16 protein-coding genes are annotated in these 21,111 nt (G+C 38.5%); 11 read left to right on the top strand and 5 right to left on the bottom strand.

The genetic code is table 11. From position 1 onward, the window contains the following. Positions 1 to 122: 122 nt before the first annotated feature. The 3 genes from BUA72_RS04845 to BUA72_RS04835 are packed head-to-tail and all read left to right on the top strand — an operon-like array spanning position 123 to position 4,251. On the top strand, positions 123 to 350 hold the full coding sequence (locus tag BUA72_RS04845) for a hypothetical protein (protein ID WP_047450362.1): 228 nt from the start codon (positions 123 to 125) through the stop codon (positions 348 to 350). Between the two features lie 31 nt (positions 351 to 381). Beyond that, positions 382 to 2,922: a YfhO family protein gene (locus BUA72_RS04840; RefSeq protein WP_072922003.1), complete on the top strand. Its 2,541-nt coding sequence runs from the start codon at positions 382 to 384 to the stop codon at positions 2,920 to 2,922. Between the two features lie 27 nt (positions 2,923 to 2,949). Then, positions 2,950 to 4,251 (top strand): glycosyltransferase family protein, encoded by a 1,302-nt coding sequence (locus BUA72_RS04835; RefSeq protein ID WP_072922002.1) that lies wholly within the window; start codon positions 2,950 to 2,952, stop codon positions 4,249 to 4,251. A gap of 155 nt (positions 4,252 to 4,406) precedes the next feature. Here the strand turns inward: BUA72_RS04835 and BUA72_RS04830 are convergent, their stop codons facing one another. Then, the gene (locus tag BUA72_RS04830; RefSeq protein WP_072922001.1) at positions 4,407 to 5,051 is read right to left on the bottom strand and encodes a hypothetical protein; all 645 of its coding nucleotides are present in this window, start codon (positions 5,049 to 5,051) and stop codon (positions 4,407 to 4,409) included. 118 nt (positions 5,052 to 5,169) lie between these two features. Between BUA72_RS04830 and BUA72_RS04825 the strand changes: the two genes are divergently transcribed. Beyond that, positions 5,170 to 6,147: a YpdA family putative bacillithiol disulfide reductase gene (locus BUA72_RS04825; protein ID WP_072922000.1), complete on the top strand. Its 978-nt coding sequence runs from the start codon at positions 5,170 to 5,172 to the stop codon at positions 6,145 to 6,147. 425 nt (positions 6,148 to 6,572) lie between these two features. Here the strand turns inward: BUA72_RS04825 and BUA72_RS04820 are convergent, their stop codons facing one another. Next, positions 6,573 to 7,742 carry an MFS transporter gene (locus tag BUA72_RS04820; RefSeq protein WP_083544153.1) on the bottom strand — a complete coding sequence of 390 codons (1,170 nt, stop codon included), beginning with the start codon at positions 7,740 to 7,742 and terminating at the stop codon, positions 6,573 to 6,575. Positions 7,743 to 8,059: 317 nt separating this feature from the next. Here BUA72_RS04820 and BUA72_RS04815 point away from each other — a divergent pair, with 317 nt between their 5' ends. The 3 genes from BUA72_RS04815 to BUA72_RS04805 all read left to right on the top strand — a co-directional run bounded on the left by BUA72_RS04815 (position 8,060) and on the right by BUA72_RS04805 (position 11,952). Next, positions 8,060 to 8,938, top strand: coding sequence for a helix-turn-helix domain-containing protein (locus tag BUA72_RS04815; protein ID WP_072921999.1), 879 nt, complete (start codon positions 8,060 to 8,062; stop codon positions 8,936 to 8,938). An 88-nt stretch (positions 8,939 to 9,026) separates the two neighbouring features. Continuing rightward, complete coding sequence (locus BUA72_RS04810) at positions 9,027 to 10,967, top strand: oleate hydratase (RefSeq protein WP_072921998.1); 1,941 nt, start codon at positions 9,027 to 9,029, stop codon at positions 10,965 to 10,967. Positions 10,968 to 11,292: 325 nt separating this feature from the next. Continuing rightward, entirely contained in the window at positions 11,293 to 11,952 is a 660-nt protein-coding gene (locus tag BUA72_RS04805; protein ID WP_072921997.1) for a hypothetical protein, read from the top strand. Between the two features lie 76 nt (positions 11,953 to 12,028). Here the strand turns inward: BUA72_RS04805 and BUA72_RS04800 are convergent, their stop codons facing one another. Further along, complete coding sequence (locus BUA72_RS04800) at positions 12,029 to 13,702, bottom strand: glutamine--tRNA ligase/YqeY domain fusion protein (protein WP_072921996.1); 1,674 nt, start codon at positions 13,700 to 13,702, stop codon at positions 12,029 to 12,031. A gap of 157 nt (positions 13,703 to 13,859) precedes the next feature. Here BUA72_RS04800 and BUA72_RS04795 point away from each other — a divergent pair, with 157 nt between their 5' ends. Both BUA72_RS04795 and BUA72_RS04790 read left to right on the top strand, forming a co-directional pair. Beyond that, positions 13,860 to 14,990, top strand: coding sequence for an alpha/beta hydrolase (locus BUA72_RS04795; protein ID WP_047449265.1), 1,131 nt, complete (start codon positions 13,860 to 13,862; stop codon positions 14,988 to 14,990). Positions 14,991 to 15,447: 457 nt separating this feature from the next. Further along, on the top strand, positions 15,448 to 15,627 hold the full coding sequence (locus tag BUA72_RS04790; RefSeq protein WP_047449268.1) for a hypothetical protein: 180 nt from the start codon (positions 15,448 to 15,450) through the stop codon (positions 15,625 to 15,627). Between the two features lie 15 nt (positions 15,628 to 15,642). Here BUA72_RS04790 and menC read toward each other — a convergent pair whose 3' ends face one another. Next, positions 15,643 to 16,647, bottom strand: a complete 1,005-nt coding sequence (menC, locus tag BUA72_RS04785; RefSeq protein WP_072921995.1) for an o-succinylbenzoate synthase — start codon at positions 16,645 to 16,647, stop codon at positions 15,643 to 15,645. Next, complete coding sequence (fbp, locus tag BUA72_RS04780; RefSeq protein WP_034728811.1) at positions 16,647 to 17,663, bottom strand: class 1 fructose-bisphosphatase; 1,017 nt, start codon at positions 17,661 to 17,663, stop codon at positions 16,647 to 16,649. The genes menC and fbp overlap by 1 nt, the downstream gene beginning before the upstream one ends. A gap of 325 nt (positions 17,664 to 17,988) precedes the next feature. Here fbp and BUA72_RS04775 point away from each other — a divergent pair, with 325 nt between their 5' ends. Both BUA72_RS04775 and BUA72_RS04770 read left to right on the top strand, forming a co-directional pair. Beyond that, positions 17,989 to 19,227, top strand: coding sequence for an aspartate kinase (locus BUA72_RS04775; protein ID WP_047449274.1), 1,239 nt, complete (start codon positions 17,989 to 17,991; stop codon positions 19,225 to 19,227). 22 nt (positions 19,228 to 19,249) lie between these two features. Beyond that, the gene (locus BUA72_RS04770) at positions 19,250 to 21,091 is read left to right on the top strand and encodes a lysophospholipid acyltransferase family protein (RefSeq protein WP_072921994.1); all 1,842 of its coding nucleotides are present in this window, start codon (positions 19,250 to 19,252) and stop codon (positions 21,089 to 21,091) included. Positions 21,092 to 21,111 lie beyond the last annotated feature (20 nt).

Raw genomic sequence — 21,111 nt, 5'->3', positions numbered from 1 at the left:
GAAAGGGTATTGGAGTTTGAGAGGCAGTTGTTATCATTGGTAATTACTTTCAGGATTATTTTATACCCTTGAATTTTAAACTTTATGCATTAAACCATACACTTGAATTTAAATTAGAAATTATGAAGTACATTCTTGAGTTAGTACTCTCAGCCATCGTTATTTTCTTTGTCTGGAATATCCTGAGAAGGGTGTTCTATAAATCTTTTTACAGTTATAGATTTAATAACAATAAGGATAACAGGCAGCAGCAGGATCTCAACAACTCGAATAAGAATAAACAGAATATCAACTGGGATGCAGAAACAGTTGACTATGAAGAGGTAAAAGAAAGTAAAGATAAAAGGTAAATATTCCAAGAAATAAAAGATAATAACCAGCATGGCTAAAAATAAAAACTTAATTTATATTGCAATTTCACTCGTTGTATTTATAGTTTTAGCATTTTTATACTCCACCCCTGTTTTTTCAGGAAAACAGCTTTTTCAGCATGATATCGTACAGTACAGAGGAGGCGCAAAAGAACTCCTCGACTACAGAGCCGATACCGGAAACGAAACCTACTGGAGTGATTCCATGTTTGGCGGAATGCCCACCTATCAGATGGGAAGCCAGTTCAAAGGGGACATCATCAAAAAGATCGACAGCAACCTGAACTTTCTGCCAAGACCGGTCAATTATCTTTTCCTCCTTTTTGCAGGATTTTTCTTCCTTGGAATGGTAGCCGTCAGAAACTGGAAATACGCTTTACTGGGCGCCACTTTCTTTGGCTTATCCACCTATTTTTATATCATTATTGCGGCAGGACACAACGGTAAGGTCAATACCATCGAGTATTTCGCACCGCTTCTTGCCGGAATAATATTGGTTTATATCCGCAAACAATATATCTGGGGATTCATTGCAACTACCCTGTTTATGGGACTTCAGATTGCAGCCAACCACCCGCAGATGACATATTATCTCTTCCTGGCCTTAGGATTTTTATTCCTTTCCGAGTTGGTAAGAGCAATCCAGAAAAAAATTCCGATGAAGCATTTTCTGATTTCATCCGGAATTATCGCGGCCTCATGTGCAATAGGGGTCGGGATGAACTCTCAAAGGATTATGGCCAATTCCGAGTACATCAAAGAAACGGTACGTGGAAAACAGATCCTTACCAATGACAGCCATACTTCAGGAGAAACAGGACTGGATAAAACCAGTATTCTGATGTGGAGCTACGGAAAACTGGAAACTCTGAATCTTTTCATTCCAAGATTGATGGGTGGCGGAAGCCAGGAACCTGAAGCTAAGGAAATGATGAATAGAGTTCAGGAACTTATTCAGGAAAATGTGGGCTCGCAGGCTGAAATGGACAGAATTTCAAAAGGATTCAACGGCGTTACCTATTGGGGAGACCAGCCGGGAACTTCAGGACCTGCCTATCAGGGAGCCGTCGTATGTTTCCTTGCTTTATTAGGATTCTTCTTCGCATGGAAAAAATACCGCTACTGGATTCTCGGAGCATCCATTCTGACCGTTCTGCTGGCGTGGGGAAGCAACTTTATGCCGCTGTCTGACTTCTTTATCGACTATGTTCCTTTTTACAGTAAATTCAGAGCACCATCCTCTATCTTAGTCGTTGTGGAATTATTATTCCCTCTGATTGCTATTATCGGGATTTACAGATTCTTTACTGATGAAAAATTAACGGAGGAATACAAAAAGAAAATCCTTCTCTATGTAAGCGGAGGAACTTTAGGGTTTCTTCTGATTCTTCTTCTTTTTGGAAAATCACTGCTTGGTTTTTATACAGACGGTGAGAAGACCTATTTCCCTCCTTTCCTTTTGGATTATCTATCTGAAGAGCGATTCAAATTATTCAGAATTGATGCGATAAAAGCATTGCTATATGTAGCTATAACGGCCGCAGTTCTTTTCATGACCATGAAGAAGAAACTGAGCCAGAATATCGCTTTGATCATCATCGGAGCGGTGAGTTTGTTCGATCTTTGGACGGTCAACAAGCGTTATCTGAATGATGAGAATTATGTAGATAAAGTATTCGCTGAAAATCCTTTCCAGACAGAAAGTTCAGATCTTCTGGCGGAAAAAGTTCAGGGAAATCCGAATTTAGAATCGATCGTGGCCAATGTGAACGTTAATAAAACGCTTGAAACCATTGCCGAAAGAGATAAAACACACTACAGAGTTTTCAATAACATTTTAGGAACATTCAGCGAGACAAATACGTCTTATTTCAAATCTTCAATCGGAGGCTATCATGCCGTAAAACTGAGAAGATATGATGACGTGATCAATGAATATTTCCAGGTTATGGATTCTGTGAAAGTACCGAATATCCTTAACCTTCTTAATGCAAAATACTGGGTAATGGGCGGTCCGGACAAGCCTCAGGCCATGCCGAATGCCAAAGCCAACGGAAATGCATGGTTTGTTAGCGATCTTAAATTCGTGAACACGCCGGATGAAGAAATCAAATCTATCGGGGTCATCGACAGTAAGAAAACAGCTGTGATGGCAGCAGAAGATAAAGCCTATTTCACTGGGAAAACAGTGCAGGCAGATTCAACGGCATTTATCAATTTAACGAAATATCAGCCGAACGAACTGGAATTCAAATCTCAGTCGAAAACCCCTCAGCTGGCTGTATTCTCTGAGATCTATTATCCTCATGGCTGGAAAATGTTTGTAGACGAAAAGGAAGTTCCTTATATCAAGGCAGATTATCTTTTGCGTGCCGTACACGTTCCTGCAGGAACTCACAACATCAGAATGGTCTTTGAACCGGAAGTAATTGAAAAAGGTAAATGGCTGTCGCTTCTATGCTTCGGACTGTTTATCGCACTGAGTGCATTCGGGATCTTCTGGACGAATAAAAATAAGAAAAAAGAACAGCTCGTTGAGAAAACTATTTAACGTTTAAAAGTTTATTGTTCAAGGTTAATGGAACAAAAAAAAATACTAATCATCACCTATTACTGGCCTCCTGCGGGAGGTCCTGGTGTTCAAAGATGGCTGAAGTTTGCAAAATATCTGCCCGAATCCGGCTGGAGTCCGGTGATCTACACGCCCGAAAATCCAAGTTATCCCCTACTCGATGAAAGTCTTTTAAAAGACGTTCCGCAAAATATAGAGATTGTAAAAACCAAAATCTGGGAACCTTATCAGCTGGCTGAAAAGCTGAACAAAAGCAATAAAAAGTTCAAAGCCGGTCAGTTTGACGTCGGTAAAAACCAAAACTGGAAATCCAGACTTTCGATCTGGGTGAGAGGAAATTTCTTCATTCCGGATGCCAGAGTTTTTTGGGTTAAACCTTCCATTAAATTTCTAGAACAGTATTTAAAAGAAAATAAAATAGATGTGGTCGTGACTTCCGGGCCGCCCCACTCTCTTCATATGATCGGTCTTGGCCTGAAAAAGAAATTCCCGGACCTGAAATGGATCGCCGACTTCCGTGATCCGTGGACAGAGATTTCCTATTACAAACATTTAAAACTCACCAAAAGTTCCGATAATAAACACCGTCAGCTTGAAAGTGCCGTTTTTAAAACTGCTGATATCACTCTGGCGACAAGCTATACCGATGCTGAAAACTTCAGAAAAGCGGGAGCCAATGCTGTTTGTATTACGAATGGATTTGATGAAAGTGATGCTTCTTCTTCACCTATTGAAACAGCGAACGGACAAAATAGTAAATCTTTCACATTAAGCTATATCGGAGTTCTCGAGCAGTTAAGAAATCCTGAAAATCTTTGGAAAGTTCTTGATGAATTAGTCAAAGAAAATAAAGAGTTTGCAGACCATTTTACTCTGAAATTTGCGGGAAGGGTTGACGATAAAATTCTTCAGTCCATAGAAGATTCAAGCCTGAAAAACCACATCCTGAATCTGGGCTATATCTCCCATGACAAAGCTGTGGAAGAAATGGCGAACTCCAATCTATTACTGATCACCAATTTCCCGAATGAGTCTTCCAAAGGCATTATTCCCGGGAAAATATTTGAATACCTGGCGACCGGAAAACAGATTATCTCTTTCGGTCCGGGCGAAGCAGATGTTTCGAGAATACTGGAAGAAACTGCCTCAGGAAAGCACTTCAGCTATGAAGACTCCAAGGCTGTTAAAGATTTTATCCTTGAGAAATATGAGCTTTGGAAAAAAGGAGATCTGCTTGAAAATACTCAGAATATAGAGCAGTTCTCAAGAAGAAATCTGACCAAAAAGCTTGCTGAGATTTTGGGTTAATCTGGAACAAAATAAGAACAAAAAATATAATAGATGCTTCGACTCCGCTCAGCATGACACTTAGTAAACTTTACCTTACATATTAGAGATGTCATGCTGAGCGAAGTCGAAGCATTCTTATGATAAACTTGCGTTATTTAATGATAATTAATTCACTAAATCGTCCACTGATCATTCACAACAGCCACCAGATACTGTTTCCCCTGAAATTCTTCAAAGACAAAACGGATGGTTTTCCAATCCATATCGCTATTCTTTTCAGTGCCTTTTATATAGTTTTCGGTGAAATCTTTGCCTGGATAAATTTCTTTTAAATTATTAAGTGAATTTCCGCCAGCCTGGAATTTGTTTAATGAATATTGTGATCCTGTAAAATCTTTGGAGAAGACCCATTTCGTTAGATAATCATTGATGCTGGCTTTATACGGATCTCCTGAACCGTCCTGAGCACCCCACGTAAATAAGGTCTTTGTCGGCTGGAATTTCTCGAAATCTTCTTTGGAAAGATGTTGATCTTCCTTAGGGTTTATAAATCCATACATTGAAAAACTGATTCCTTTTTCGGGATGAATGAAGGAGGCAAAGGTTTTATAATCTTTACTTTTTAAAGCCTGCAGAATTAAATCATTAGCTGCTTTTACAGCTGCTTCATCTGTTTTCTTCTTTTGTGCTGTGTTTTCAATATTCTTTTCCTTGGCCAGAGCCATAGAATCTACCACGTTGGGAACCGGTTTTTCCGGAGTTTTCTTACAGGCCGTCAACAGAGTTAATGCGAATATTGGAATAATAAGGTTCTTCATCTTTTCAATTTTTTAATGCTGAAGAAACACCAAAACTGGTGCCAATACAATCGTCTTCATAGATAAGTTCTGTTGTCTATTTTTCGCTTCATATCGTGGTTTTAAGTAAATTTGTTCTATGGAAATTTTAGACATCCTCATCATCGGAGGCGGCCCCATTGGTCTTAACTGTGCCCTTGAAGCCCAGAAAAATAATTTAACCCATCTTATTATAGAAAAAGGAACCATCGTCAATTCCTTATACAATTACCCTTTATATATGCGTTTTTTCTCCACTGCTGAAAAACTGGAGATAGATGGTATTCCGTTCATCTCTACAGCGCCAAAACCAGGCCGGCAGGAAGCTCTGGAGTATTATCAGGGAATTGCAAGGCAGAGGGAAGTCAATATCAACCTCTATGAAAGAGTGATGAAAGTTTCCAAAAGCGGGGATGTTTTTGATATTGAAACCTCAAAAGCGGCTTACAAGGCAAAAAATGTCGTTATTTCCACAGGATTTTATGATATTCCGAATCTGATGAATATTCCCGGAGAAGACCTTCCAAAAGTGAAACATTATTATACAGAACCTTATCCTTACGCAAAACAGAAGGTGGTTGTGGTAGGATCAAGCAATTCCGCAGTAGATGCCGCCTTGGAAACATACAGAAAAGGGGCTGATGTAACGATGATCATCCGTCATTCTGAAATTTCAAAAAGCGTCAAATATTGGGTAAAACCGGATATCGAAAACAGGATTGCAGAAGGAAGTATCAAAGCTTATTTTAATTCTGAAATAAAAGAAATCACAGAAAACACCGTCATTTTTAAAGATGAAAATGGGCAAACTAATGAAATTAACAATGATTTTGTCCTGGCACTAACAGGATATCTCCCTGATTTTGATTTCCTCAAAAACTCAGGCATAGAACTGCAGGGTGACTGCCTAAACCCACTTTATCATCCGGAAACCATGGAGACCAATGTCCCGAATCTATATCTGGCCGGGGTTGTTTGTGGAGGAAAGGATACGCATCTTTGGTTTATTGAGAACTCTCGTATTCATGCGGAAATGATTGTGAGGAATGTTGTTTTGGCGAGAGAACCAAGAGCCTAGAAACAAGAACTAAGATTTTATGTTTTAGATATCAGATGTCAGACGTCAGATTTCAGACATTTTTGTTATAGTATAAAAAGCTGTATAATTAAAAGAATATTACCACTCAAATCTAAAGTTAGCCTTGCTAAAATTCTTTGATTTTCTTGCGCCTTACATATTCGCATAGCTTAAAAACCTTGCGCCTTTGCGTTTCCAAAAAAAAGTTGAAATCGCAAAGGCGCAAAGACATTTAAATATATTACGATGTTAAGGCTCAAGGATTTTATCTCCGATAAAATTGATTGGCGATAGACACTTCGTTAACCATTATATATTAGATATGATTACAAAACAATCAGATATGGTATACTTGTTTACAGACCTTCACAACTTTCAGCTTCAGACTTCCAGCTTCCATCCAAAAACTCCAAAACTCTCAAACCCTAAGACTCTCCCACTCTCTTCTTCAGCATCCACGGGATTACAAAATAGAACCCAATTGCAATACCTATTGCCAATACACCGGTTGCTATCCATAGTGTATTGAAGCCTAGCTTATCTGCAGTCATCGTTCCCACATATGGCGTAATGATAAAGGCTATAGCAACGGATATTCCATTCATTCCCATGTATGCTCCTTTGTTGTTTTCACCGGAGCGTAATGCGGTTATCGTAGACATAAACGGCAGAGTCCAAATCTCCCCGATACACAGCAATGTCATAGAAACAATAAGAGTAAGGATGGAATAATCAAATGCTAACATGGCATACGAAAGACCACACAATACAGTTCCAATAAGCAGCGTAAAGGCCAGACTGAAATACTTCTCCGCGATCTGTACAAAGCCCATCTCAAGCAGCACAATAAGGAACCCGCTATAACCAAGAATATACCCGATATTTTGTTGACTTAAATGCGCCGTATCTTTATAGAAAATAGTCAACGTACTGAATAACTGAAAGAAACAGATGGCAAACAGCATACAGAAGAAACTGTAAAGCATGAATTTACCGTCGCGGTATGGGGAATTTTCTTTCTTTATAGCAATGGCTTCTTTTGCTTTTTTCGGTTTTAATGAAGCTTCTTTGTTCCGTTTTCCGAAGAACCGGATATACATTAAACCAGCCAGCAAGGCGGCCAGGGCGTTACTGAAAAATAAAAATTCATAAGAAATGGCAGATAATATTCCTCCCAGCGCCGGGCCTATGGAAAATCCAAGGTTGACAGCCATCCGGTTGAGGGAGAAAGCTCTGGTGATATTTTCAGGTTTAGCATATTTAGTGATCGCCACAGAGTTCGCAGGACGAAAAGTTTCGCTGACGATACTTTGAATCAGAATAATAGCAGCCAGCCCCACTTCTGTTTTAAAAAGCGGAATCAGACAGAACAGAGGCACGCTCAGCAGCAGACTTAAACTCTGCACACGGTATTCTCCGATTTTATCCGTAATCAAACCTCCAAGCCATGAGCCCAATACGGAACCTATTCCGAAAAAGCTCAGAATGATTCCTGAATTTTCTATGCTGAAATGGAGATGACCCGTCATGTACACTCCTAAAAAAGGAAGTACCATAGAACCTGCACGATTGATGAGCATCACCAGCGCCAACATCCAGCTCTCTTCTGAGAGTCCTTTGAAAGAACCCGTATATACGCTAATTAATTTCACAATATTATTTTTTGGGGGAGAAAACCTAGTAAGATGCAAATTTAGGGAAATTGGTCCGGAAAGCCCTTTAAAAGGTACTTTTTTTATCAATCACCTCAATAGAGGCAAGAATATGCCAGGTTGGGATAAAATCAGCAAATAATCCAGTATAATCGGGCAATCAACTTTTATAATTTTCGTAAATTGCAGTAACAATGGGATTTTTGACCTTAAAATTCCAAAATAATAAGTAAAATTTAAACCTAATCAATACGTAAAAAATGATAACCTACGAGAATTTACATGATACGCTATCATTTTACAGTATTGACTGCCGGCAGTCTTATTATATATCTTCCGGAAATCCTATTTTCAATTTCCCCGAGACACCATTCCGCATGGATTATTATGCTTTGTGCATTTGTACAGCCGGAGACATAAGCATTGAAATTGATAATAGGAAATATCATGTGGATGCCCATAGCTTTCTGGTTGCAGCTCCATCTACCATTGTCAAGTTTTTGGAAACCAGCGAAGATTTTAAAATGAAACTCCTCTTTTTTGACAAAAATTTCCTGATCAAAAACATTTCCAATCCTTTTATCATTGAAAAAATGAATCTGTTTTCAAACGGTTCTTACAGCATTGTCAAGACCAATGAGAAAAACTCAGCCCTATTGCAGAACCTTTTGGATTATCTGAAGAAAAAATCCAGAAAGCAGGGAAAATTTACCGAAGAAATTGTCCGTACCATTATTTTCAATCTGCTTCTGGAAACAGCGGATATTATGGAAACGGAAAATGACAGCTGTATTGAAAAAGAAGAAGGCAAAAAAGATATTTTTCTAAAGTTCAGTCAACTGATCCGGGAAAATATACGGAAGGACCGGACGGTTCAGTTCTATGCCGACCAGCTTTTTGTTTCCAGCAAATACCTTATTGAGGTCATTAAAAAGGCAAGCGGCAAAACCCCTCATCAGGTCATCGACGAAGCCCTGTTGAAGGAAGCTTACGTGATGCTGGGCAGCCCTGAAATAACGATTTCGGAGATTGCTTTTGAGCTGCAGTTTAATTCCGCATCAGCTTTCGGTCGCTTTTTCAAAAAACAGACGTCCATCTCTCCTTCCGAGTACAGAAACCGGGAAAATATTCAGTCGTAAGAATTTGGGGATAGTAATTCTGACATTAGGGATATATCTTGCATAATGAATAGAGGTACCTTTATACTGTTAATTAAAACAATACATAATGAGTACGATCAATTCAAAATTCGACCAGGTTTTAAATGCTTCTGAACAGTTCGGAAAAATAAACCACGAACCGGATTCCAGTAAAGAAGTTCAGATTAACACTCCTGAAAAGACGATGCCTTTTTCAGACCAAATCGGAAACTATCAGCGTAATAAAGGAATTCCCTTAAAATCCTATGAAAACAGTAAAATTTATATTGTAGGAAGTGGTATCGCAGGAATGTCTGCCGCTTATTATTTCATCCGTGACGGACGTGTTCCGGGAAAAAACATTATTTTCCTTGACCAGCTTAATGTTGAAGGAGGTTCACTGGACGGTGCCGGAAATGCAAAAGACGGCTATATCATCAGAGGTGGTCGTGAAATGGATATGACCTATGAAAACTTATGGGATATGTTCCAGGATATTCCTGCCCTTGAACTTCCCGCGCCATACAGTGTTTTGGACGAATACCGTCTGATCAATGATAATGACCCGAATTATTCCAAAGCGAGACTGATCCACAATCAGGGAGAAATCCAGGATTTCAGTAAATTCGGACTTGAGAAAAAGGACCAGCTGGCCATCGTGAAACTTTTATTAAAGAAAAAAGAGGAGCTTGATGACCTTACGATTGAAGATTATTTTGCGGAATCATTCCTTAACAGTAATTTCTGGTTCTTCTGGCGCTCTATGTTCGCTTTTGAAAACTGGCACAGTTTATTGGAGCTGAAACTGTATATGCACAGATTCCTTCACGCTATCGACGGAATGAAAGACTTCTCCTGTCTGGTATTCCCGAAATACAATCAGTTTGACACCTACGTTACGCCTTTAAAAAACTTCCTTGTTGAAAAAGGAGTGCAGATCCAGTTTAATACTTTGGTTAAAGATCTCGATATTCATATCAATACAGAAGGAAAAACAGTGGAAGGCATCATCACGGAACAGGATGGCAAAGAAGTGAAAATCCCTGTCGGAAAAGAAGATTACGTGATTGTCACCACAGGATCTATGACCGAAAGTACATTCTATGCCGACAATAATACCGCTCCCGAAATCACACTAGATAACAGCAGTGCAGGACAAGGCCCGGGATGGATGCTATGGAAAAACCTGGCCGCTAAGTCAGAAGTCTTCGGAAAACCTGAAAAATTCTGCAGTCACATTGAAAAATCCTCATGGGAATCTGCTACGCTTACATGCCGACCTTCTGCTTTTACGGAAAAATTAAAAGAATTATGTGTGAACGATCCGTATTCCGGAAGAACAGCTACCGGAGGAATCATTACAATCACGGATTCAAACTGGGTGATGAGTTTTACTTGCAACAGACAGCCGCACTTCCCTACTCAGCCGGATGATATCTTGGTAGTATGGGTATATTCCCTTCTGATGGACAAAGAAGGAAACTACATCAAAAAAACAATGCCGGAATGTACCGGAAATGAAATCCTTGCAGAGCTGTGCTATCATTTGGGAATCACAGATCAGCTGGATAATGTGGTGGAAAATACGATTGTCCGTATTTCATTTATGCCATACATTACTTCTATGTTTATGCCAAGAGCTCAGGGCGACCGTCCGAGAGTCGTTCCGGAAGGCTGTACCAATTTAGGACTGGTAGGACAGTTTGTGGAAACGAATAACGATGTGGTCTTTACTATGGAAAGCTCCGTAAGAACGGCTAGAATTGCAGTATATAATCTTCTTAACCTTAATAAACAGGTTCCAGATATTAACCCGCTACAATATGACATCAGACATTTATTAAAAGCTACCCAAGCTTTGAACGACTACAAACCATTCATTGGGGAAGGTCTTTTAAGAAAAGTATTGAAAGGAAGCTACTTTGAGCATATTCTGGTAGACCGTCCGGAAGAAAAAGAAGACCATGAATCTTTTATTATGGAACAGTTCGGTAAATTTCATGACTGGATCAAAGGAGTGAAAGGATAAGAGGCTGGAGGTTAGTATATGACATTAATTTTCAATAGTTTTTCGAAAATTTGATGAAACAGTCTTAAACAGTCAATAAAACCGGACAGATTATATCAGTCCGGTTTTTATGGGTCTAATATTTAAAATCGGAGCGTTATCAGCTTATTTTCATTCGGGGTATCTGTCTGGTGTAAGAATTAAATTAAATCTTGTTTCTTAATTTTATTGTTTTTAATTAGTCTAAATAAAGTGATATGTATCATATGCAAAACTATCTCCTTCCATTGGGATTTATACTCTTATGGACTACATTTGCGGCGTACATTTTTAAAACTATAGTCCCATGAAAAAAATTAAAATCATCTCACTTGCAGTTTCTGCATTCACTTTTTTATTTGTTGCTAATTCATGCAGCACAGACAGCGTAACGATGTCTGAAGACACCAACATTAATATGACATCACCATCCGCTTCAAAAAATGCAGGTGAAGGAAGTCAGATCTATTACTTGACCCCGGAAGATTTAGCAAAATGTCGTCTGGCTAATCTTACCAATACGCCTGTTTACAATAATCAGCTGCCGGTACATCACCCTACTATAACTACTCCAAAATGGTATTCGCAGACACCTAACAGCAATACTTCGTTGCCGGCAGACGATTGGTATTTTGTTGCCCTGCAGAAACACATCACCACTGAATATTTATTATCGCCGGATCTGATCAAATTCAATACCTCAAAGATTGTTGATCTTGAAAATGATCCTGCCATTAATAAAGCAACCATCAATATTTATCCTAACCAACCATATTACGATTTCGTTCCTCAAACCTATATCAGTGCTGCTACTGCTACAGCAGTAATGCATGTGCTGTTTTTGAGAATAGAAGAGTTTATGAGAGCCTACAAAAAACCTATGGTAGGTATTACTCTTTACATTGAACATACGATGTGCGGAGGATATGCCGGAATGAGTGCAAAACTGTATTACGGAGATATCTAAGTAACTGTACTGACAAATAAAAACCCAGCTGAACTATTTCAGCTGGGCTTTTTATGTTTTTTATTCCGGATAAAAATTATTCCGGTTTGAAAGAATCTTTCAACGTTACAGTACGGTTAAATACCAGATTAGAATCCGTAGAATCCTGGTCTTTTGTAAAGTACCCGATTCTCTGGAACTGAAGTGGCTCACCTATGGCTACATCTTTTAAGCTTGGTTCAGCAAATCCTTTAATCGTAGTTACAGATTCCGGATTAATGAAGTTAAGGAAATCTACATCCTTTTCTGCATCCGGCTGCTCTACTGTAAAGAGTTTGTCATAAATTCTCACATCTACCGGAATAGCATGAGTAGCAGATACCCAGTGAAGTGTACCTTTTACTTTTCTCAGACTTTCTTCCGTTCCGCTTCCTGACTTGCTCTTTTCATCATAACTGGCGTAGATCGTAGTGATCTCACCGTTTTCATCCTTTTCAACTCTTTCCGCTTTGATAATATATGCTGATTTCAAACGAACTTCTCCGCCTAATTTCAGTCTGAAGAACTTATTATTCGCTTCTTCCTTAAAGTCTTCTCTTTCAATATATAATTCTCTTGAGAAAGGAACTTCTCTTGTCCCTGCATTTTCCTGTTCAGGATTATTTTCAGTTTCAAGCCATTCTTCCTTGCCTTCAGGATAGTTTTCAATCACCAGTTTTACCGGATCTACCACTGCCATTACACGTTTCGCCACCTTGTTCAAATCTTCACGAACACAGAAATCAAGCAATTGGATCTCGATCAGGTTTTCTCTTTTCGCAACTCCTACTTTTTCAATGAAGTTTTTAATGGATGTCGGCGTGAATCCTTTTCTTCTCATTCCTGAGATCGTAGGCATTCTCGGATCGTCCCAACCTGTTACCGCATTTTCAGCAACCAGTCTCTGTAATTTTCTTTTAGACGTGATCATATAAGAGACATTCATTCTTGCGAATTCTCTCTGCTTCGGTGCTATTTTAGATTCATCATATACCTGCTCCAGATACCAGTTATAAAGTGGTCTGTGGTTTTCAAATTCCAATGAACATAATGAGTGTGAAACTTGCTCCAGATAATCGGATTCACCATGCGCCCAGTCGTACATAGGATAAATTTTCCATGTTGTCCCTGTTCTGTGGTGAGGTCTTTTCAGGATTCTGTACATCACAGGATCACGTAAGTTCATATTCGGAGAAACCATATCGATCTGCGCACGAAGAGACATTGCCCCTTCTTCAAATTCTCCGTTCTTCATTCTTTCGAACAGATCAAGGGATTCTTCTACCGGACGGTTTCTGAACGGCGACTCAATTCCAGGTTCTGCCGGATTCTTTCTCTGCTCAGTGATTACCTCAGACGGCTGCTCATCTACGTAAGCTTTTCCTTCTTTGATCATCTGTACGGCCCATTCATAAAGCTGCTGGAAGTAGTCGGATGCATATAGCTCTTTATCCCATTTGAAACCCAGCCATTCAACATCTTTCTTGATAGAATCTACGAATTCCTGCTCTTCTTTTTCAGGGTTCGTATCGTCGAAACGAAGGTTTACGGGAGCGTTGTACTTTTCACCCAGCCCAAAGTTGATGCAGATGGCTTTTGTGTGGCCAATATGCAGGTATCCATTAGGTTCAGGGGGAAAACGGAAACGAATCTGATCTTTATTCAGTCCGTTTGCCATATCATCTTCAATAATTTGCTCAATAAAATTGAGTGATTTTTTTTCTTCTTCCATTATTAAATTAGCTTTTATTGTATGCAAAAAAAGTTTTACAAAGTTAAGGAAAATTTAGGGCTTACGAAAATGATAATTTAAAAGCAAAACTGATGATAATTCAATATTTTTCATTAATTTAGTTAAAACTAAAAACCGTTTGTAAAAATTACTGAATATGGCTGTTTATATCCTAAGCAATCGTAAGATCGTCCGTCATAAGGGCGAAAAAGTAGACTCATTTTCTAATGATGAATACTCTATTCCCAATTTCAGAATCGCAAAATGTGATTTTGACACCTATAAAGAGCCTACTGCAGCAGCCAAAAAGAAGAAAGACTACACCAACAGGAATATTTTAAACTACAAATTATTCTCTGAGCCCGAAAAACAAGGCTATCAGGATGTCCTGGAAGTTTTACAGAACGAAAAAGGCATTAAGAAATCTACGCTTACAGCCAATAACCTCGGCGGAACCCAGCGAATGTTCTATGAACTCTATAAGAATATGTCGTCTACAAAAGACAGAAGTGATGTTTTGATCTTCATCCATGGTTATGCCTATGATTTTGATGATGAATTAAAAGCCATGATTGATCTTAAAAAACTGTTCATCGATAATCCGGCATCACCGGTAGAGCATATTCTGTTCGTAAGCTGGCCTGCTTCAAGCAGCATTGTTCCTCTGACTTATTTTGACGATAAGGCATCAAGCATCAATTCAGGATCTTCCCTGATGAGACTTTTCTATTTTTACACTCAGTTTTTAAAAGATATTTTTTCGAACCGTGATCTGGCTCCCTGCAATCAGAGGATACATCTGATGGCGCATTCCATGGGAAACAGAGTGCTTCAAAGTATGCTGTACAGCTTAAAAAAGGAAAATATTCTTCGCGTAATCGATCAGGTCCTTCTTTTAAATGCGGATGTCACCTATAAAGTGTTCGAAGATTCGGAAGACTCATTCAATAAACTTCCGCTGCTCGCCAATCGTGTTTCTATCTATTTAAACAGGAAAGATACGATATTGGGAATTTCACAGTTCACCAAAAATATTCTGACGCCGAGATTGGGTAAAAACGGACCGGGTGATATTGAAAAATTCAAAGATATTGTCTCCATTATTGACTGCACTTTTGTGGAGGATGATGTGCTCAACAGCTTTAAATATGAAGTAGGAAATCATTGGGGATACCTTTCCAGCTCAATGGTACAGAAGGATATTTACCAGAATCTATATGGTGTAGACCGGAACTTAATCACCGGAAGATCAAAGGATAACGAAAATACATTCACAATTATTTCTTAACAATATATTAAAAAACAGACCATGAAATGAATCATATGTTAAACTTTAAACTTGTGTTTAAATTGGCACAAAGATTGTAAATTTTCATTAAACAGAGAAATACAAATTTCATCATGAAAAGAATAAAAAGCAAGTTTTCTTATTTATTGAATTATATTAAGAAAGCAATTTTCGTAAAAGACGTGATTTAATTGACAAACATTAACCCTTTAAAAAACAAAAACTATCCGACCATAATACTACTTTAGACTATCTTCGAATACCTGTTGACTTCCATTTTCCCATATGGAAGCAAAATTATTTTTTATATACAATCTATGATTCTCCCTGTAAAGAAAATGATATCACATAATCAACAAGTCCCCGGAAGGTGAATTTAGTTAATTTAAGTTAAATTCTTGCGTAATAAAAAAAAGAGATTGAAATTTACTTCACTAAACAAATTAAAATCTTTATTATGAAAAAGTTAAGCGACAACATGAGAAAACTTGAAAAGGGAGAATTAAAAACAATTAAAGGAGGGCTTGTTCCACTGGGCTGCAACAGCTGGGATCCAAGAAAAAGATGCTGCAGATCATGGGATGCTGAACACTCAAGCAATCCAACTTGCGAAGACGCTCCTCCTCCATTTGCATAAATATCAATTCATCCATTATATTTTGAACCACAACAGCTCATTTCTGAGTTCCAAAACTGATTCAAAATTATTTACAAATAAAGATCCGGTGCCCAAACCTTGTGGCATCGGACTTTTTTTTGTGAAGGTATACTGTGCGATGGCATTCAGCCCAATATTACTTTCCAGGGCGGAAGTGATCCACCAGCCGATATTCTGTTCTTCTGCCAGAGAAATCCATTCGTCTGAACCTGCAAAACCACCAACCAATGCTGGTTTTAGAATAATATATTGTGGCTTGATGGTTTCCAAAAGTATTTTCTTTTCAACAAGATCTGTAATTCCGATCAGTTCCTCATCTAAAGCAATAGGAGTTGGCGTTATCGCACATAATGATGCCATATCAGCCCAATTACCTGCTTTTATCGGCTGTTCAATAGAATGAATATGAAGATCGGCAAGCTGCTGTAAAACAATCTCTGCCTCTGCCCTATTGAACCCGCCGTTGGCATCTACACGAAGCTCAAGCTGATCTTTTGAAAATTTCTCTCTTAATTTCTGAAGAACCTTATGTTCAGATTCCCAATCTACTCCGATTTTCAGTTTGATGCAGTGAAAACCGTTTTCAAGTTTTTCGCGGATCTGTTCTTCCATATACTGAACATCTCCCATCCAGATCAGTCCGTTGATGACAATCGCCGATTTTCCTTCCGTAAATTCACTTGGAAAATACAGATGATCTCCATGCTTTAAGTTCAAAACGGCCTGCTCATATCCAAACCATATCGATGGAAACTCTTTCAGCTCTTCTTTTAAATACAAAGCATCCTGATTGATATTTTCACAAAGCCACTGTAGTTTTTCCTCATAATCCGGCCGGTCATCAAAACTCAATCCTCTGAACACGGCACACTCTCCTGTTCCTTTTTCCCCGTTGTCTTCAACTTCGAGAATAAAGGTTTCCTTTACATGCAAAACGCCGCGAGATGTTCCGCTCGGGCGTTTGAATTCTAATAAATATCTGGAATATTTTGCTGTCATTATTTTACACTGTCGATCCTCATAAATTCCTCTGCTTTTTCCACCATGTTGATACTTCCGCAGAAAAACGGAATTCTCTGGTGAAGCTCTGTAGGCTCTACTTCAAGAATTCTTCTGAATCCGTCTGTAGCTTTTCCTCCGGCCTGTTCAGCAAGGAATGCCATAGGATTACACTCATACAGTAATCTCAGTTTTCCGTTTGGAGCCTGAGAATAAGAAGGATAAATATAGATTCCCCCTTTCAGCATATTTCTGTGGAAATCTGCCACTAAAGAACCGATGTATCTTGAAGTGTAAGGACGATCTCCTTCCTCCATCTGGCAATACTTTAGATAATTTTTTACACCCTGAGGAAATTTGATATAGTTTCCTTCGTTGATGGAATAAATTTTTCCGCTCGTAGGAAATGTCATATTCGGGTGGGAAAGATAATAGGTTCCCAGTGATGGGTCCAAAGTAAATCCGTTCACTCCATTTCCTGTAGTGTACACAATCATGGTAGAAGAACCGTAGATCACATATCCTGCAGCGATCTGGTTGATTCCTTTTTGAAGGAAATCTTCCAGCTGTACCGGAGTTCCCGGTTCCGTTACTCTTCTGTAAATAGAGAAAATAGTTCCTACAGAAACGTTGACATCGATATTTGAAGATCCGTCCAAAGGATCAATCAGTACTACATATTTACTTAAATGACCGTTTTCACCGCATTTAATGTCAATAAAATCATCATTTTCCTCAGAAGCAATACCACAAACCACCTCTCTCTGAGACAAAGCCGTAATAAAAATTTCATTGGCAATCACATCCAGTTTCTGCTGTTCTTCCCCCTGAATATTCTGGTTACCGGCAGCTCCTGTAATATCTACAATTCCGGCTTTATTTACTTCTCTGTTTACCACTTTCGAAGCCAATCTTATAGCGCTCAGAAGACGGGAAAATTCACCTGTAGAATACTGAAAATCGTCCTGCTTATCTATAAGAAATTCTCCTAAAGTCTGTAATGGTTGATTTGACATATTTTTCTTTTTACGTTTTCCCCAAATTTCGGAAAATTTATCCGAGAAATAAAGTTTTTATCAGAAAAGACCTTAATGACTGTATACCAATACAATACAAACACACATGAAAGGTACGCTTAAATTTTCCACTTCGATATTAATCCCCATTTGATGACAATAAATCAATAAAATTCTGATAATTCCCGTCAAGTCTCAATTTTAATAAAATCTTAATTCCTTCCAACGGCCGGATACTTTCATATCTCGTTGTAAATTTATAATTTTGACCTCCGTAAAAAACTCATGTAATTTTTAATCTAACAATTTTATTTTAAACAAATTAATGAAAATTTTCAAGTTTGGTGGAGCATCTGTGAAAGATGCCGAGAGTGTAAAAAATGTGTCTATGGTTTTACAAAGCCAGGGATTTGCCAAGTGTTTGCTGGTTATTTCAGCAATGGGCAAGACGACGAATGAATTGGAAAAAGTGGTAGAGCTTTATTTCAAGAAGGATAACTATCAAACTGAGATTGAAAAGATAAAACGAAAACACATTGAAATTGCGGACGGGCTGTTTCCTGAAAACCACGCCGTTTTTGCTGAGATCAATGTATTTTTCGATGACATCGATTCTTTTTTACGAAGAAACAAATCTCCTAATTACAGCTTCGTCTATGACCAGGTGGTAAGCTGTGGGGAAATGATCTCTACAAAAATCTTAAGTGAATACCTGAATGAAATTCAGTTTACCAATCAGTGGCTGGATGCCAGAGATTATATCAAAACCGATAATTCTTATCAGGAAGGTACGGTAGACTGGGCAAAAACAGAGGAATTTATCGCCACTTTAAATCCTGAAATATGTTATGTAACGCAGGGATTCATTGGGTCTGATGATAATAATTTCACGGTTACTTTAGGAAGAGAGGGTTCTGACTATTCTGCCGCTATTTTCGCCTATTGTCTGAATGCAGATGCCATGACAATCTGGAAAGATGTACCGGGAGTAATGACCGGAGATCCGAGAAAGTTCAGTGATGTGACCCTTCTTTCCAATATCTCTTACGAGGAAGCAATTGAATTGGCTTATTACGGAGCCAGTGTCATTCACCCAAAAACGCTACAGCCACTTCAGCAAAAAGCGATTCCTTTTTATGTAAAATCTTTCGTAGATCCTACCAAAGAAGGAACCAAAGTAGGAGCTTCAGACCACAATCAGCATGAAGAATCCTATATTTTAAAAGAAAATCAGGTCCTGCTAAAAATTTCAACCAGAGACTTCTCATTCATTGCAGAAGATCATATGAGTCTTATTTTCGGGTACCTTTCCAAATATAAAATCAAAGTGTCTCTGATGCAGAATTCAGCTATCTCACTGGCTTTGTGTCTGGAAGATAAATTTGACCATGTAGATGAGCTTAATGAAGAACTTCAAAAAATATTTAAAACCAAAGCGGTTAAAAATGTATCTTTATTCACAGTAAGAAATGCGAAAATGGATCATATTGACAAATTTTACCAGGAAAAAAATGTATTATTGGAACAGATTTCCAAAAATACGGTTCAAATGGTAACACAATAATTTTAACTGCGACTAAACACATATGAGTTTAATTTCGAAAAACGATCTTATCACAGCTTCCGGCTTAAGCAAAATCGGGTTCCTGAAAAACCCGGTAGCATCTGCCGTGATGAGCATTGCCAAAATAAATGAAGTTAATAGATTATACGATAAACTAAAAGATAAAGAAGGCAAAGACTTTTTCGACTCATTTGTAAGAGAAAGAAACTTAAGTTATATCGCTTTTGAGGAAGATCTTGCAAAAGTTCCCAAGACAGGACCGTTCATTCTGGTTTCGAATCATCCGCTGGGTGCCATCGACGGAATTTTAATGTGTAAAATCCTCTCAGAAGTACGTCCGGATTTTAAGGTCATGGGAAATTTTCTTCTGGAGAAGATCAAACCTATGGAACCGTATGTGATCTCTGTGAATCCTTTTGAGAACAGAAAGGAAGCGTACAGCAGTACTTCGGGAATGCGTGAAACCCTGAAACACCTTCAGAACGGAGGATGTGTGGGAATTTTCCCTGCCGGAGAAGTTTCCAATAAAAACAACCCTTACGGAGAAATCCTCGACAGAGAATGGGAAAAACCTGCGCTTAAGCTGGTCAGAATGGCCAAAGTACCGGTAGTTCCTTTGTATTTTCATGCCAAAAACAGCCGTCTATTTTATCAGGTAGCCAAGCTTCACCCAAGTTTACAGACGCTGATGCTTCCTGCCGAAATGATGAATGACAGGGAGAAACCTATCAGAATCAGGATTGGAAAACCCATCACGGTGAAAGCAATGGATGAAAGTGAAACCATTGAAGAACTCGGTGAGTTTCTGAAGCGTAAAGTGTATATGATGAAATCTTACTACGAAAAGAGAAAATCATTGGCACAGAGCATCAATCTTAAAAATTTAACGGTTAAATTTCCTCTTTTAAAAGAAGAAAACATCGTTCAGAATATCATTGACGAAACTCCAAAAGAAGACATTCTTAAGGATATCAACAGACTGAAAGGAACGGATAAAATGCTTTTCAGTAACGGAAACTACGAGATTTATTTCACGACTTATGAGGAAATCCCTTCGGTTATGAGAGAAATCGGGCGCCAGAGAGAGCTTACTTTCCGTGCTGTAGGTGAAGGAAGTAATCTACCCTTCGACCTTGATGAATACGACAAGCATTATCACCACCTTTTCCTTTGGGACAGCAGTGCGGAGAAACTTGCCGGAGCTTACAGAATGGCTTTGGGTAAAGAAGTCATGAAGAAATATGGTATCAAAGGATTCTATACAAGCTCTTTATTTGAGTTTGAGCAGGACATCCACCCGTTCTTCAAAAAAGTGATCGAAATGGGCCGTGCCTACATCTGTGAGGAATATCAGCAGAAACCACTTCCTCTTTTCCTTTTATGGAGAGGAATTGTGCATGTATGCTTAAGAAATTCCGATCATAAATTCCTGATGGGCGGTGTAAGTATTTCCAATAAGTTCTCAGAATTTTCCAAATCTCTGATGATTGAATTCATGCGTTCGAATTATTTCGATTCAGCAGTTGCTCAATATATCACACCTAAAAATGAATATAAAGTAAAACTGCGCGACAGGGATAAAAATATCTTTTTTGAAGAAATGGAATCTGATCTTAATAAGCTGGACAAGATCATTGATGACCTTGAACCGGAATTGAGACTGCCTGTTCTGATTAAAAAATACATCAAGCAGAACGCTAAAGTAATTGCTTTTAATGTAGACCCGAACTTCAATGATGCCATCGACGGATTAATGTACATCCGAATCAGTGATCTTCCGGAAAGTACGATCAAGCCTGTATTGGAGGAGATGAGCGATCATATCAGAAAAGAACAGGAAAATAATTCAGCTGAAAATCAGTAAGTTTTATTTTTATTAAAAAA

The sequence above is a fragment of the Chryseobacterium sp. OV279 genome, from assembly GCF_900128945.1.
Taxonomy (GTDB): domain Bacteria; phylum Bacteroidota; class Bacteroidia; order Flavobacteriales; family Weeksellaceae; genus Chryseobacterium.
This window is presented reverse-complemented; position numbering and strand designations above follow the sequence as displayed.